Annotated in this window: 14 protein-coding genes; 3 read left to right on the plus strand and 11 right to left on the minus strand. The window is 69.2% G+C overall.

Annotation, left to right across the window (positions count from 1 at the left end; genetic code table 11):
- Positions 1–447, plus strand: coding sequence for a DoxX family protein (locus MMF94_RS04115; protein WP_241034883.1), 447 nt, complete (start codon positions 1–3; stop codon positions 445–447).
- Positions 448–483: 36 nt separating this feature from the next.
- Here the strand turns inward: MMF94_RS04115 and MMF94_RS04120 are convergent, their stop codons facing one another.
- The 7 genes from MMF94_RS04120 to MMF94_RS04150 all read right to left on the minus strand — a co-directional run bounded on the left by MMF94_RS04120 (position 484) and on the right by MMF94_RS04150 (position 9,692).
- Positions 484–3,021, minus strand: a complete 2,538-nt coding sequence (locus tag MMF94_RS04120) for a Pls/PosA family non-ribosomal peptide synthetase (RefSeq protein WP_241034884.1) — start codon at positions 3,019–3,021, stop codon at positions 484–486.
- 347 nt (positions 3,022–3,368) lie between these two features.
- The gene (locus MMF94_RS04125; protein WP_241034885.1) at positions 3,369–4,193 is read right to left on the minus strand and encodes a DUF1295 domain-containing protein; all 825 of its coding nucleotides are present in this window, start codon (positions 4,191–4,193) and stop codon (positions 3,369–3,371) included.
- A complete protein-coding gene (locus tag MMF94_RS04130) occupies positions 4,190–5,572 on the minus strand; it encodes an SAM-dependent methyltransferase (RefSeq protein WP_241034886.1) in 1,383 nt (460 codons plus the stop codon). The genes MMF94_RS04125 and MMF94_RS04130 overlap by 4 nt, the downstream gene beginning before the upstream one ends.
- 30 nt (positions 5,573–5,602) lie before the next feature.
- A complete protein-coding gene (locus tag MMF94_RS04135; protein ID WP_241034887.1) occupies positions 5,603–6,880 on the minus strand; it encodes an SAM-dependent methyltransferase in 1,278 nt (425 codons plus the stop codon).
- A gap of 11 nt (positions 6,881–6,891) precedes the next feature.
- The gene (locus MMF94_RS04140; protein WP_277398642.1) at positions 6,892–7,665 is read right to left on the minus strand and encodes a DUF1365 domain-containing protein; all 774 of its coding nucleotides are present in this window, start codon (positions 7,663–7,665) and stop codon (positions 6,892–6,894) included.
- Entirely contained in the window at positions 7,662–8,924 is a 1,263-nt protein-coding gene (locus tag MMF94_RS04145; RefSeq protein WP_241034888.1) for an NAD(P)/FAD-dependent oxidoreductase, read from the minus strand. Before MMF94_RS04145 ends, MMF94_RS04140 begins: the two co-directional genes overlap by 4 nt.
- Before the next feature lie 60 nt (positions 8,925–8,984).
- A complete protein-coding gene (locus MMF94_RS04150) occupies positions 8,985–9,692 on the minus strand; it encodes an alpha/beta hydrolase (protein ID WP_241034889.1) in 708 nt (235 codons plus the stop codon).
- 917 nt (positions 9,693–10,609) lie between these two features.
- On the opposite strand from MMF94_RS04150, the gene MMF94_RS43250 reads away from it, so the two are divergent.
- Positions 10,610–10,744 carry a hypothetical protein gene (locus MMF94_RS43250; protein WP_277398643.1) on the plus strand — a complete coding sequence of 45 codons (135 nt, stop codon included), beginning with the start codon at positions 10,610–10,612 and terminating at the stop codon, positions 10,742–10,744.
- 582 nt (positions 10,745–11,326) lie between these two features.
- The gene (locus MMF94_RS04155; protein ID WP_241034890.1) at positions 11,327–13,294 is read left to right on the plus strand and encodes an APC family permease; all 1,968 of its coding nucleotides are present in this window, start codon (positions 11,327–11,329) and stop codon (positions 13,292–13,294) included.
- Positions 13,295–13,304: 10 nt separating this feature from the next.
- On the opposite strand, the gene MMF94_RS04160 is transcribed toward MMF94_RS04155, so the two are convergent.
- The 4 genes from MMF94_RS04160 to MMF94_RS04175 form a co-directional block, all read right to left on the minus strand.
- The gene (locus MMF94_RS04160; protein WP_241034891.1) at positions 13,305–13,721 is read right to left on the minus strand and encodes an SseB family protein; all 417 of its coding nucleotides are present in this window, start codon (positions 13,719–13,721) and stop codon (positions 13,305–13,307) included.
- Between the two features lie 283 nt (positions 13,722–14,004).
- Positions 14,005–14,283, minus strand: coding sequence for a GlsB/YeaQ/YmgE family stress response membrane protein (locus MMF94_RS04165; RefSeq protein ID WP_241034892.1), 279 nt, complete (start codon positions 14,281–14,283; stop codon positions 14,005–14,007).
- A 175-nt stretch (positions 14,284–14,458) separates the two neighbouring features.
- Complete coding sequence (locus tag MMF94_RS04170; RefSeq protein ID WP_241034893.1) at positions 14,459–14,788, minus strand: SHOCT domain-containing protein; 330 nt, start codon at positions 14,786–14,788, stop codon at positions 14,459–14,461.
- A 25-nt stretch (positions 14,789–14,813) separates the two neighbouring features.
- A complete protein-coding gene (locus MMF94_RS04175; RefSeq protein WP_241034894.1) occupies positions 14,814–15,239 on the minus strand; it encodes a DUF6325 family protein in 426 nt (141 codons plus the stop codon).
- Between the last annotated feature and the right edge of the window lie 97 nt (positions 15,240–15,336).

Genomic DNA, 15,336 nt, shown 5'->3' on the forward strand with positions numbered 1-15,336 from the left:
ATGAACACGCAGCAGAACCCCCCGGCCACGACCACCGGCACGGGGCGCGGGCAGGCGCCGGGGCGGCGCGTGCACTGGGCCCTGTGGGTGGCCCAGGTCCTGCTCGCGCTGGTCTTCCTCGCCGTCAGCTATCCGAAGGTGACACTGGATCCGGTAGCCGTCGGCGGCTTCGCGGCGATGGGCTTCAGTGCGGCAGGCACAATGATCATCGGCTGCCTGGAGATCGCCGGGGCGATCGGACTGCTGGTGCCGCGGCTGTCGGGGCTCGCCGCTCTCGGCCTGGTGGCTCTGATGATCGGAGCCACGGTGGCGACCGTCCTCACGGTGAGCGTGGCAGGGGCACTCATGCCGGTGGTGCTCGGCGTGGTGGCAGCCCTCGTCGCCTGGGGCCGCTGGTACCGGACGGTGGAGCTCACCCACTGGCTCCGCGGTCTCGCCGGGCGATGACCTCATCTCGCTCGCGGCCCTGACGAGGCCGCAGGATCACTGGGGCGACGGAAGCGATACCGAGGACGACATCCGCATCTCGCGTGCGGGGTTCCCGGCCCACCGCGCGCGTTCCGGGACGTCCTCACCCTTCATCAGGAACGCGTCCGCACCGAGCACGGAGCCATCGCCCATCGTCACGCCATAATGGACGAAGGCCCCGACCCCGAGCGTGCACCCGGCACCGATCGCGGTGCGGTCGGACTTGAAGGTGCCGTCCTCCTGCGAGTGACACTGGATCACGCTGCCCGCATTCAGCGTGCAACCGTCACCGATGGTGGTGAGAGTTTTCTCCGTCATGGCGCAGCCGTCGTCGAAGACCCGCTTGCCGATGCGGACGCCCAGCACACGCGAAAGGATGTTCTTGAACGGGGTGCCGGCGAGCATCTTGTCGATCCCCGGCAGCACGAGCTTCCAATAGCGTTCGTGCCACCAGAAGTACGGGTCGTAGATCGAGCAGATCCGAGGCTGCAGTCGCCGGAACCGCGCGATTCCACGCTCGACCAGCACGAAGTAGACCATGCTGAACAGCAGCATGATGATGAGCTGCACGGCGATCGCCTCGGCGCCGAACGCCTGATAGTTCCCCGCTGCGGCCATCGCCAGCAACACGACCGCGAAGATGTAGACCCAGCGCACCAGCATCACCACCGCGACGGTGCGCAGGTTGTAGCGGTTCTTGGCGCTGAGGTTGCGGCGTAGCTCCTCCCCTTTGGCCATGTGGTCGAACCGGCCGTCGCGTTCGACGGAACGCGGAATCTCGAAGCTCGGCGACCCCAGGAGTCCGACCCCTTCCCGGATCTTCCCGTCGATCGGGACCATGACCTTCGTCGCCAGCAGGCAGTTCGCGCCCGTGCGGCCCTGCGACGGATAGGCGATGTTGTTGCCGAGGAAGTTGTGCGGTCCGATCGATGTCGGCGAGGCGCGGAAGGATGTGCTCGAGTAGTCGGCATTGATGACCGACAAACCGTCGGCGACCATCGTCCCGCGCCCCACGGTGGTCAGATACGGGCTCTCGTGCACCACCGTCATGCCGAAGTTCGAGCCGGTCTGCTCCGCCCGGGACAGCTTGAATCCGAGCCCCTGCAGGTAGTGGACGATGTAGGAGCTGTCGCCGAAGAGGTACATGTAGAACTTGAGGTTGGTGATTCGCGCGATGGTCCGGTGGATCGAGTAGCGGATTCCGTAGAGCGGATAGACCGCGCCCGGCTTGATCCCGTACCGGAGGAGGCGCGGCACGGTGTAGACGAAGACGATCCCGAAGAGCGCGGCTCCGAAGTACAGCATCGTGGACAGGACCAGTACCTCGCGCCAGAACGCCCAGCCCGTGGGGTGCAACAGCTCCTGGCTGAAGTTCTCACCGAGCTTGGGGATACCGGTGAGGATGATGTTCACCCCGGCGAATCCCAGCGGCACCCACAGCACCAGGACGCTCACCAACTGCCATGTCGAGTAGCAGATTCTCCGCAAGAGACCGCAGCGGGCGGGCTCGACCACCTGGTAGTCGACATCTGCCGGCTGGGCCGGTGAGCCGTGCCAGTGCTCGCCGTCGGGCACGGCCTGGCCGGAATGCAGCGACGACGCGTGGCCGATCTGCGATTCGTCACCCAGCGAGCTTCCGATGTCGAGCACCGTCTTCTCGCCGACGAACGCGTTCTTCCCGATCGTGATCGGGCCCGTCTGGATCCGGCCGGCGTGGGCCCGGTAACCGGGGAAGACCGCCTCCTTCCGGATGACGGTGCCCTCGCCGATGGTGAGCAGGTCGGTGCAGACGGGCACGCTGCGCGAGAAGATCGCCACGCGCTTGCCCACCTTCGCGCCCAGCGCCCGCAGATAGAACACATAGAGCGGTGAACCGATGCACACGAGGACCAGCGGGTTCGCCCGGATCAGCGACTTGACGAACCAGAAGCGGACGTACGCGAGGCTCCAGACGCGGATCTCCTGCTGTTTCCAGCGACCGATGAGCACCCATTTCATGATGATCGGAAGGATGGCCGTGGTGAGGAAGAGCACCCCGCCGACCACGACCGAACGCAGGTACTCGCGCAGGATGCCGACGTCCGCGGACACCCAGTCGTACGACCTGGCAGTGATGAACGAGGTGAGGGACATGTACGCCACGAAGAGCAGGAACTGCAGAGTGCCGCAGAGGATGTAGGCGAACTTCCCGCAAGCACCCTGGGTGTCATCGGGCTCCGGCGGCGACGGCTCGGCCGGGCTCTGCTCGCTCTCACCGAGCGCGGCCGCCAGCTTGCGGATCGTCGGTGTCGCGTAGATGTCCTTCATCGACACCGATGGCAGATCGGACCGTTTCCTGACCCGGGCGCAGAAGCGTGCCATCACCATCGAGTCGGCGCCCAGGTCGTCGAAGAAATGGTCATCAACGGAAACACGATCAACGGACAAGATCTCGGCCAGAGCCTCGGCCAGGGCTTGCTCGACGCTGTTCTTCGAAGCGACTTGGAACGACTGCGAGATCGCGGACTGTGCCGTATCGGCGGCCGGCGCCTCGGCAGTTTTCTCCGTCGTCATCGAACCCCCCATCTCCTTCCGTTCGAGATCGGCCGGGCAGCAGCCCGCGAAGTGCGCTCCGACGATCTCGCGGTGCACGCACAAATTGCGACGTCTCCGTTTGAGGTGACGTCGCCGCCAGTTCGAATACATGACTCGGAAAGAGACGGGGTGACCGTTGCGGGTTCCGCTCGGAACCACCTGAACGGAGCGTGACGGGTCACCCGCCTGGCGAAGATTCAGGACTCTCCGCAACCGCGTTACTCCCGCACGACCAGGTATTACTCCGGGGTGGACAACCGGAGGAACCTTCGGCCACGGGTAGCGGTTTCCGAGGTACTGTCACACCCCTCGCGAATATGATCGGTTCACGCCCTCGCCCTGCGCGGTGGCATCGGGATGAACCCGCTGGTGCGGCGCACGTAGTCGGCGTAGCCGGGGCGGCGCTCGCCGATCGTCGACTCGAGCAGTTTCTTGCCGGTCCCCTTCACCAGCAGCCACGTCATCAGCGCGGTGCCCACGAGCCCGATGAGGCCGGCGTAGTGGTGCAGGGCCAGCACGGTCAGGCCCCACCAGACAGCCGCGTCGCCGAAGTAGTTCGGGTGGCGGGTGTAGCGCCACAGGCCACGGTCCATGACCTGGCCCCGGTTCGCGGGATCGGCACGGAAGGCGGCGAGTTGGGCGTCCCCCACCGTCTCGAACGTGAAGCCGGTGGCCCACAGCACCACCCCCAGCACCGTCACGACGACCGAGAGGGCGCCGGAGGCGAACCCGTACTGGCCGAGCTGGACCGGCAGCGACACGATCCACAGGATTACGGCCTGCAGCAGATAGACCTTGCGGACCATGTGCAGCGTGGGGTTGCCCCTGGCTGCGGAGATGATGTCGGCGTACCGGGGATCCTCGGGCCTGCCGTGGTTGCGACGACCGATGTGCCACGCCAGCCGCAGCCCCCACACGCAGGTCAGCACGGTGATGAGCCATCGGCGCCACGCATCGCCGTCACCGGCGGACAGCAGCAGCGTGGTGACCGCGACGATCGCGAAACCGCCGCCCCACACGACGTCGATCCCGTCGTGCCGCCCGCCCCGCACGACCACGGCGACGACGAGCGCCACGGCGAACACCACCGCGACGACGATCGCGGTGACCGCGAAGTTGGTGAGGGCCGCGCTCCACGGGTAGGCCGTCATGCGGGCCTCGCGACAGCGCGATGGCCGTTCACCGCGCCGTTGTCCGCCACCGGGGCAGCGGACTCCATGCCGAGCACGGCCTGCCTGCGCCGCGGGAGGCCGGTGCTGCCCCTGGTGCCGGGACGCACCATGAGGATCTGGTGCACACCCATCCGGTTCTCCTCGAATGCCAGAGCTGCCCCTGCGAGGTACAGCAGCCAGACCCGGTACTGCTCCTCACCGATCAGGGCGACCGCTTCGGCCTTGCGTTCCTGCAGGGTCGCGAGCCACGGTCGCACGGTCCAGACGTAGTGCTCGCGCAGCGAGTGGACGTCGACGACCTCGAGACCGGCTGCTTCGAGCATGTCCAGTGTGGAGCCGAGGGGGCGCATGTGCATGTCCGGGGCGACGTAGCGCTCCATGAACGGACCGCCGCCCGGCGCGCTGTTGCGGCCCGACGCCCCACGCGACATCTGCTGCACGAGCAGCCGGCCCTTGGGCCGCAGCAGCGTGTGCAGGGTGGCGGCGTAGACCGGGTAGTTGTCCTGCCCGACGTGCTCGCCCATCTCGATGGAGGCGATAGCGTCGAAGGGGTCCGAGCCGGATCCGGTGGAGATCGCGCGGTAGTCCTGCATGCGGATCTCGACCTGGTCGGTCAGCCCGAGGTCGCGCACGCGCGCGAGCCCGTAGGACTGCTGCTGCGCGGAGAGCGTGACGCCCACGGCGCGCACCCCGTAGTGCTGCGCGGCATGGATCAGCAGGGAGGCCCACCCGCACCCGACGTCGAGCAGGCGCGTCCCCGGCGCCAGGCCGAGCTTGCGGCAGATCAGGTCCAGCTTGTCGCGCTGGGCGTCGACCAGGCCGTAGGTCGGCGAGTCCTCCTGGGTCCAGTAGCCGCAGGAGTACGCCATCTGCGGGTCGAGCAGGAACTCGTAGAACTCGTTCGACAGGTCGTAGTGGTGCGCGATCGCGGCACGGTCGCGGCGGCGGGTGTGCAGACGGCCGGAGAGCCGGGCCTCGGACGCCGGGGGCTTCGGGCGCGGGCCGATCGCCCGGAGCCCGGCCGCGACGCCGACGGCGTCCACGATGTCGGCGCGGCTGAGCCGCATCCCGGCAAGGCCCTGGGTCTCCGCGAGCTTCCAGAACCGGGAGAGCCCCTCGGCGATGTCGCCGTCCACCTCGAGCTCACCCGCCACGAACGCCCGGGCCAGGCCCAGCTCGCCGGGGTTCCACAACAGCCGCCGCAACGCCCGGCGGTGCCGGACGACCGCGACGGGCGCGTCCGGGTCGTCGACGGGACCGGCTTCGGTGCCGTCCCAGGCGCGGAGGCGGATCGGCAACGGCCCGCCGATCAGGCGCTCGACGAGTCCGGCGAGCTGCGGGGCCACGGCACGGGGCATGGGTTTCTCCTGGAGTGGGGAGGACGGACGTCAGCGGCGCTGTAGCGAGAACTGGAATACGTCGAGGTAGCCGACGCGGAACCCGGCCTCGCAGTAGGCGAGGTAGAACTCCCACATCCGGCGGAAGGTCTCGTCGAACCCGAGCGCGGCCACGGACTCCCAGCGGGTCAGGAACGTGGTGCGCCAGTGCTCCAGCGTGCGGGCGTAGTCGGGGCCGAGGCTGCGGCGCTCGACGACCCGCAGGCCGGTGTGGTCGCGCAGGTTCTGCTCGATCGCCTCCACCGAGGGGATCAACCCGCCCGGGAAGACGTACTTGGAGATCCACGTGTAGTCGTTCTGCGTCACGAGCATGCGGTCGTGCGGCATGGTGATCGCCTGCAGCCCGACGCGCCCGCCCGGGCGCAGCAGCCGGTCCAGCGCCGCGAAGTAGGTGGGCCAGTACTGCGCGCCCACCGCCTCCACCATCTCGACGCTGACCACGGCGTCGTAGCTGCCCCGCGCCTCGCGGTAGTCGCGCAGCAGCACCTGCACCCGGTCGGCCGTGCCCGCGGCGTCGATCCGTTCCTCGGCCAGGCGCGCCTGCTCGGCGGAGATCGTCATGGTGGTGACCCGGGCCCCGCGCTGTGCCGCGCGGATGGCGAGCCCACCCCAGCCGGTGCCGATCTCCAGGACGTGCATCCCGGACCTCACCCCGGCCAGGTCGAGCACTGCGTCGATCTTGCGGCGCTGGGCGTCGGCGAGGTCGTCGCTGCCGTCGGCGAACCAGGCCGCCGAGTAGGACATCGTCTCGTCGAGGAAGACGCCGAACAGCTCGTTGGACAGGTCGTAGTGGCGGTGGATGTTCTCCCGGGCACCGTCGACCGTGTTCATCTCGGCGCGCGGGCGCCTGGCCTCGGCGATGCGACGCCCGATGCGCTGCAGGGCCGGGGGGATCAATGTGGACAGCTGCGCGGCGAACGGCGTCAACAGGTCGGCCGGGCGGGTGCAGGTCCAGTCCCCGACCATGTACGACTCCCCGAACCCGATCTTCGATCCGGCGCCGAGCCGATGGAAGAACGCCTCGGGCCGCACGATCCGCATCACCGGGGAGTCGCTCCCGCCCGCCCCGATCCGTTTCCCGCCCGGGAAGACCACGCGGACCGGCACGGACCGCACCGCGCGCCTGAAGAGCATCTCCGCCACCAGCGCCCTCATCGGCGCGTGTGGTGGGGTCGCGAGACCGGGCCACACGCCCTCGTTCGGCCTCGGCACGTTCCTGGTCCGGCGGATGGCGGTATCGGGTGCGCGGTGCGCCCGGGACCTGCTCATGGGATCAACGATCACTGGACGCCCTCCTGAGGATCGTGCTCGGGTCGGGAGACCACGGGCAGCCTGCGCAGCCACAGGGCGATCCCGTGGCGGCGGATCAGCGCCGTGATCCGGTGCGTGACGAGAGGCCTGCGCAGCAGCATCCGAACCAGCGACGCCGAGGTGGCCGGCCTGCGGACACCGGTCAGGGTGGCGGCGAGGGCAGTGCTGCCCTGCTGACGCAGCGACACCGACACCGCCAGCCGCTCGCCGGGCACCGGCAGGGACATCGAGTAGTGCCCGTCGACCGACAGGAACGGCGAGACGTAGAAGTCCTTGACGGTGCTCGCCCGGCCCGCGGCGTCGGGTCGAAGCAGATAGCAGTGCCGCTGCCCGTAGGTGTTGTGCACCTCGGCCACCACGCACTCGAGCGCGCCGTCGGGCTGGTGGCACCAGTAGACGGAGATCGGGTTGAACACGTAACCGAGCACCCTGGCGTTCGTCAGCATCAGCACCTGCCCGCCGCGCAGGTCGACATCGTGCAGGGCCAGGAAGGCATCCAGGTTCTGCCGGATCGAACGCCGAGGGTCTCCGAGGTGATCTCGGGCGCTGAAGCGAGCGAACGGCCGCAGCCAGAGCGGCAGTTCGGGCAGCGCGTCGACGTCGATCAGCCACAGATAGATGCCGTGCCGGAAGGAGCGTTCCATCCGCTGCCTGCGGACGTGGCGCACGCTCGCCTCGTAGAGCGCAGGCACCAGGCAGGTCGCCGGCGTGCCGGCGGCTGCCGGTCGGGTCGCGCTGTTCACCACTCCACACCCAGCGCCGCGGCCGCGCGCACGCCCGCAGCGCACCCGTCCTCGTGGAAACCCCAGCCGTGGTAGGCGCCGGCGAAGGCGAGACGACCGTCGTCGAGCTGCGGCAGCCGGCGTTGCGCGGCCAGTGACTCCGGCGTGTAGACCGGGTGCTCGTAGGTCATCCGTGCGATCACGCGGTCCGGGTCGATCCTGTCGGCGCCGTTGAGGGTGACGACGTAGTCATCGGGCTCGGTGAGACGCTGCAGCCGGTTCATGTCGTAGCTGACCAGCACCGGCGCGCCAGTGGAGGAGCACTCGGGCTTCAGGTAGTTCCACGAGGCCCGCGCACCGCGCCGCCGGGGCAGCACCGAGGTGTCGGAGTGCAGCCACGTCTGGTTGCACGAGTAGGTGAACGCCCCGAGAACGGCCCGCTCGGCCGTGGTCGGTTCGGCCAGCAGCGCGAGGGCCTGGTCGGGGTGGGTTGCGACGACAACCCGGTCCGGCCGGTGGACGACGTCGGCATGGTCTCGGATCTCGACCCCGTCGCCGGCACGCACGAGCGCCCGGATCGGCGTCGCGACCCGGACCGCGCCGAGGTTCTTCGCCACCTGCTCCACGTAGCTGCGCGAACCCCCGACGACCGTGCGCCACTGCGGCGACCCGCCCACCGACAGCAGCCCGTGGTGGTCGAGGAACGTGAAGAGGTAGCGCGCCGGGTAGGCGAGCGAGACCTGCTCACCCGCCGACCACACCGCGCTGACCACGGGAAGGAGGAAGTGCTCGGTGAAGTAGCGCGAGTAGCCGCCGACCGCGAGGAACGCACCGAGCGGCACGTCACCCGCCCGCTCGTCCGCCAGCAGGCGCCGCGCGTGCCGATGGAACCGCAGAACCTCGGCGAGCATCCGGCCGTAGGCGGGCCGGGTGAAGTTGGCGGCCTGCGGGAAGAGCCCGCCCAGCCCACGAGCACCCGCGTACTCCAGGCCGCAGCCCTGACAACGCACGCTCATCGACATGTCCGAGGCCTGGGTCGCCACCCCGAGCTCGCCGAACAACCGGATCAGGTTCGGGTAGGTGCGTTCGTTGTGGACGATGAATCCGGAGTCGACGAACGCCGTGGCGCCGTCGGAGCTGACCACCTCGTGGGTGTGCGCGTGCCCGCCCAGGCGCCCGTCGGCCTCGAAGAGCGTGACCTCGTATCGGCGCTGCAGCAGGTAGGCAGCGGTCAACCCGGCGATGCCGGAGCCGATCACCGCGGCGGTGGGCCGGCTCATCGTCCGTCTCCGGTGGAGCGAGGACGGGTGTCGGAAGCGAGGATCATGATCGACTCCAGGTCATCGCGGGGAGACGGGAACCACGGTGCGGAGGCCGCCGGGAGCGGGTTGTCGCAGAGCGTTCGTGATCACGGGGTCCTCCGGTTCGATGCCGAGTGACCCGAGCACGAACCGGCGCACCAGCGACTGCCACGCGCGGGCGCGGAGGAGCATGTAGTGACCGGCGCCCGGCAGTTCGAAGCGCGCCGTCCGGCCGGTCACGTGCTTGGCACGCACCGCGTAGGCGTAGGACTCGGCGGGGTCGGTGTAGCGCTCCCGGTCGCCGTGCGCGATCAGCACCGTCCGCCCGGCGAGCTGCTCGACCGGGTCGGAGTCGTCGAGCCACGGCGCAAGGGCACACACCGCCACCACATTCGGCGCGCCCCCAGCCGTCAGCGCCGCGCGCCCTCCCATCGAGTGCCCGACCAGCACCACCGGGACGCCGGCATGCCGCCTTGCGATCTCGCCCAACGCCCAGTCGGCGTCGAGCGCGGGGTCCTTGAACGGTGCGTTCCAGCCCCGGTAGCGGTAGCGAAGCAGGTACACCGTGGGACCCGCCGCCGCGAGCGTCCACGCGAACGGCAGCATCCGCGCATACGTCAACCTCTTGCGCTCGCCGCTCTCGCGACTCCTCGACCGGCCGCCGTGCAGCACCAAGACCACCCCGGGCGGGGCGGCGACGGGACGGCCGACGACGTCCAGACGGGGTAACTCCTGATTCTCGGGCACGCAGGGTCCTCAGCAGCGATGGAACGGTTCGCATGGAGTTTCGGATGAACGGCCTCGACGGATCACCGTTGCGATCGACGTCACAAGCGAGCCACGGCCGTTCCCATCTCTTTTCGGATACGAAAACCTCTTCGTGTCCGTTTGTCCATGGGCCGGCCACCGACCCGACACCGGGCCGCCGTTCACGACCGAGCACCGACGTCGGCGACCCGCGGACCGGTGCAGCCGGCCCCGACACCTTCGAGAACCGAAAAAATTCAGGCATGGAATGAGCCGAAGCCGACCCGATCGGGCGCCATATGCCGGGTAGCGGTCGAGTTCGCCGCACATGAGCCTGCGGCGTACCGTTTCCACTGCTCGGCCGACCGCACCTCCGGCGGCTCGCTGTCACCATTACTCATAGCAGTTTCCATGCTCGAATCGTTTCAGCACATTGGTGTAATGAATAGAGACTTCCCTGTCACCGATCCCCAGCACTTCGACAACGAGACTGCGCGCTTCACAATCGACATGACTACTTCGCTCCAGTATGGTTGTCGACCATCGGCCAGCGCTGTCAGCCGAGCACGGAACACCCTTGAACGGTCGTCGGCCACCTAACAAATCCGGTTCTCCCCGGTCGTCGCAGCACACTCGCGGACAACGACATCCGACGTCAGGCCGGTGATCCATCGTGCCCCCACATCATGAGTCCCGTCGGGAAGGTCGCAATGAGCAGCACAGCCGTCATCCACAGACTCGTGGAGCTCGCCCGCAATGCGCGGCGCGGCCCCCGGCCAGGAGGACGATCAGCGTCGCGGCGAACGGGATCACAGCCGCGAAGACCTTGTTCCCCGACGCCCACACCGAATGCACCCGGCGTATCCGGAGTAAGAGCCTGGTGGATCCGCCCGTGGCCGTTCGACGAGGATCTCGACATGCCGGCGCCGAGTGCGCTCGTGCAGTCGAGCCACAACGAGATGCGCTGGATCAAAGTGCGCGGGTGTTGGCTGCTGAGGGGCTCGTTCCTCCCTCCCGACGTACCCAGCGACGAGCACCTCGACTGCCGCTGACACTCGTGGCCGGTGCGGTGACGGCCACCGGATGAGTTGAGGAACTTCTCGCCAGGAGAAGAACTCTTTCCCGATCGTCGGACCGGGCGTCGCATCGGGTGTGACGACAGCGGCTCCGCCACCCGCCGACTCGAGCGACGAGCCGGCGGCCGCGGTCCCGAATATCTCGATTGTCCGCGGCCAGATCATGCACTGCTAGGCGATTCCGGCGATCACCTGGCACTACCGACGTCCGCCTGTGCGGGCGAGGTCGGCCGAGCGTGCACCTCTGACTCTGATTCCGGACGTCCCGCCTGCCCGTCCGGTCACCGAGGTCGGACCGAGCGGCGCCCGAATCAGCAGCGACGTGCCACGTGCACCCGCGGTATGACTGCGGCGGGCGCGAAGCCGCCCCCACGGCAGCGCGTGACTCCGCACCAGCCATGTGACGCCGTCGGCGCCGCTCCCGGCCCGGCTCACCGATCTCAGCGGCGATCGTTCCGCAGTCCCGGTTTGCGAGCCGCGGTAGGCGCCTGCGTCCGAATGCCGGTCACGGGTACGGGGTCACTGGCTGGTGCCCGAGCACGCGAGAAGGAGAGCCAGGTGGCGACGATCACCGGTCCGGATTCCCCGGCGGCCCAGCCGCGAAAGCGCTTTCGCGCCTGGCTCCTCGAAGGCCTCGTCGAGCGCCCGAGCCAGCAGATGGGACCGCACGCCCGGCCGAGCCCCGAACACGTTCGCCACCCGTGGTGGAAGGTCATGTGCCTCACCGGGCTGGACTACTTCTCGACGCTGGGCTACCAGCCGGGCATCGCCGCGCTGGCCGCGGGGTTGCTGTCGCCGGTGGCGACGGTGGTGCTGGTCCTCGTGACCCTCGCCGGAGCGCTCCCGGTCTATCGGCGGGTCGCGGCGGAGAGCCCGCACGGGGCAGGGTCGGTCGCGATGCTCGAGCGGTTGCTCACGTTCTGGCAGGGCAAGCTGTTCGTCCTGGTGCTGCTCGGCTTTGCGGCCACCGACTTCCTGATCACGGTCACGCTGTCCACGGCGGATGCCACCGAGCATCTCGTCGAGAACCCTCACGTGCCGAGCGCGCTACAGGGACACGAGGTCGTGATCACGCTCGTGCTCATCGCTCTGCTGGGTGCCGTGTTCCTCAAGGGTTTCACCGAGGCGATGGGGGTCGCGGTCGTCCTCGTCGTGGCCTATCTCGCGCTCAACGCCGTCGTCGTGGCGGTCGCGATCTGGCACGTGGTCAGCGCGCCCGCCGTCGTCGGGGAGTGGACCGCGGCACTGACGACCCAGCACAGCAACCCGCTGCTCGTGGTGGGCCTGGCGCTGCTCGTGTTCCCGAAGCTCGCTCTGGGACTGTCCGGGTTCGAGACGGGCGTGGCCGTCATGCCGCACATCCAGGGCGACCCGACCGACACCGAGGAGCGCCCGCGCGGCCGCATCCGGGGCGCCACGAAGCTGATGACCACCGCGGCCATCATCATGAGCGTCTTCCTGGTCACCAGCAGCGTCGTCACCACGCTGCTCATCCCGCACGCCGAGTTCGAGCCGGGCGGTCAGGCCTACGGACGCGCCCTCGCCTACCTCGCCCACGCGTATCTGGGCGACGGGTTCGGCACCCTTTACGACCTGTCCACCATCGCCATCCTGTGGTTCGCCGGGGCCTCGGCGATGGCAGGCCTGCTCAACCTCTTCCCCCGCTACCTTCCTCGCTACGGGATGGCTCCGCACTGGGCTCGTGCGGTGCGCCCGATGGTGCTGGTGTTCACCGCCGTGGCCTTCCTCGTCACGTGGCTCTTCGACGCCGACGTGAACGCGCAGGGCGGCGCCTACGCCACCGGTGTGCTGGTCCTGATCACCTCGGCCGCGGTGGCGGTCACCATCGCCGCCCGCCGGGCCCGCCAGCGCGGCTGGACGATCGCCTTCGGCGTCATCTCCGCGATCTTCGTCTACACGACGCTGGCCAACGTCATCGAGCGCCCGGATGGCGTCAAGATCGGGGCCTGCTTCATCGCCGCGATCCTGCTCATCTCGATCCTCTCCAGGCTCCTGCGCGCTTTCGAGCTGCGCGTCACGGCGGTGAGCCTCGACGAGGTGGCAGCCGGCTTCCTCGACAACGGCACCGGCGGGACGCTGCGGCTCATCGCCAACGAGCCGAACAGCCGGGACGTGGCCGAGTACGAGGAGAAGCTGGAGGAGATCCGGCAGGACCATGACATCCCGGCGAGCGCCGACGTGCTCTTCGTCGAGATCACGCTGCGGGACCCGTCGGAGTTCGAGACGGAGCTCGACGTCCGCGGCGAGCTCATGCACGGCTGCTACCGCGTGCTCGCGCTCGAGAGCGCCGCGGTCCCGAATGCGCTCGCGGCGCTACTGCTGCACCTGCGAGACCGCACGGGGCGGCGCCCGCACATCTACTTCGAGTGGACCGAGGGAAACCCGATCACACACTTCGCCCGATTCCTGATGTTCGGTCAGGGCGAGGTGGCCCCGATCACCCGCGAGGTGCTGCGGGAGGCCGAACCCGACAGGTCGCACCGCCCGCACGTCCACGTCGGCTGACGCGGCCTGGTCAGTCCGGCGGAGCCTGTCCGTTTCCGCCGGGGGTACCGGTGAACGCGGGCAGGGTCCGCACCAGATCGGGCGGCAGCCCGATGCCGTCCTCGCTCGTGGGGTTGACCGCCAGCCAGATGTCGTCCGACGGCCAGTTCGCGGCGAGCTGCGCGATGGGGATGCGAATCGCGGTGCCTACCTCCGCCCCCGCCGACTGCAGCGCCTCCACCGAGGTGAAGACGGGGACGTAGCGCCTGCCGTCATGCTCGATGACGGGCAGCGAGATCGCGCCCTCTGGCGGCTCCTCGCCGTCGGGCGACGGCGCTTGTGGCAGCAGCCCGATGGTCGTCGCAAGGCCGCGCAGAATCTCTGTGGTATCCGCGGCCCGGCCGGCGGCCGTGTCGTTCGTTGCGGCATCATCCGGGGTCGACGTCATCGTCTCGTCCTTTCCTGGGAAGGCGCTTCACGCCGTGTGCAGATTGGACGTGTACTCGCGGGTCGGCCTCGCGACCCAGAGACGATTGGTGCGGTCACGTACGCGGAAAGAGTACCGCCGACGATAGCGGGCACTCCTGCAGGCGGAATGCGCGTTGGCCGGGCTTCTTTACGCCGGACGGCCCAGGGCCGTGTCGACGGGCTCCCGCCCGACAGCGGCGCGGGAGCCCGTCGAGCGGTCGCCGGGGCCGCACGGGACCCGGGCGGCCGCTGGGACAACAGGGCTAATGGCTCACACCGCGGCGGCTGTACGCCCCCACCGCGATCGCCACGCCGACCGCCGCCACGACGACCTGCAGAATGATCTGTATCCACGGGATGCCGCCGTTGGCGTTGCTGTAGCCGAAGGCCGCGGCGATGAAGCCACCGATGAAGGCGGCGATGATGCCGATGACGATCGTCAGCCAGATGGGAATCGGCTGACGGCCGGGCACGACCAGGCGCCCGAGGGCGCCGATGATGAGCCCGACAATGATGGCAGAGATGATGCCGGTGATCGCCATTTCCACTCCTGTCGTCGGAACAGTCGGGATACCCGATCCGCTGATTCCTACTCACGTTCGTCGGCCGGCACCGGCATTTCCGGGGACGAACGGCGCAAATGTGCACGAGGCGGACGGCGGTGGGGTCACCAGCTGCTCTCCGCCGGCCTGCGGGGTGGCGCCCAGGGCTTCGGGCTCAGCTCCCGAGGAGCTTCGCCTTCGCGGCCGCGAACTCCGCGTCGTCGAGCACCCCGGCCGTCTTCATGTCGGCCAGGCGCTGCAGCTGCGACATGAGGTCGTCCCCGCCTCCTGCGGGAGCGGGCGTGGGAGGCGCCGCGGGCGTACTCGCGAGCTCGGCCTGAGCGGAGGCCTGGTCGGCCTGGGTCGCCTGCTGGTCCTGTTGGGCCTGCGCCCTGGCGTCGGCCCGGCGGCGCACCCCTCCCGACACCGCCGTGGCGGTGCCGGCGATGACGGCCGTCCTGGCCATGGTCCCCAGCAGCCCGGGGCGGCCGATCCGTCCACGCATGATCTCTCCTGAGATGTAGTCGCCGTCAGGGCTGGTCCGGGACCGTTGCGAGAACCTCGTCGACGACGGCGCCCGGGATCCGGAGGCTCGCGGCGAGCACACCCCCCGACGCGACCACGGCCTGGCGCAGCGGCAGGGCCCAGGTGTGCTCGAACACCAGGATCGCGGCGGAGTCCCCAGGGGGCAGGGATTCGGTCAGCTCCGCGATGTCCTCGTCGGAGACCAGGCCCTCGGCGTGGTCCAGGATCTCCAGCAGCGGTGCGGCGTCGTGTGCTTCACCGAGCTCGGAGAACTCGGCGAAGGAGGCCTTGCCCTTGTCGTCCTTGCGCACCAGCAGGCCGTCGATGACCGTGATGGTGCGTGACTCCACGAGTCTGCGCAGCTCGGGCATCATCCCGCCGGTGAACTTGCTTCCGGGGAACTCGATCACGAGCAGTTCGATGGGGCCCATGCCCGCGAGCCTGCTGCCGACCCGGCCCCGCCACATCCCTCGCCGCGGGTGACTGCGCCTCGTCAGCGGGGGCCGCGTGGCGAGGCAGCACCGCACT

Origin of the sequence: Pseudonocardia alaniniphila (assembly GCF_022524485.1) — a bacterium.
Lineage (GTDB): Bacteria > Actinomycetota > Actinomycetes > Mycobacteriales > Pseudonocardiaceae > Pseudonocardia > Pseudonocardia alaniniphila.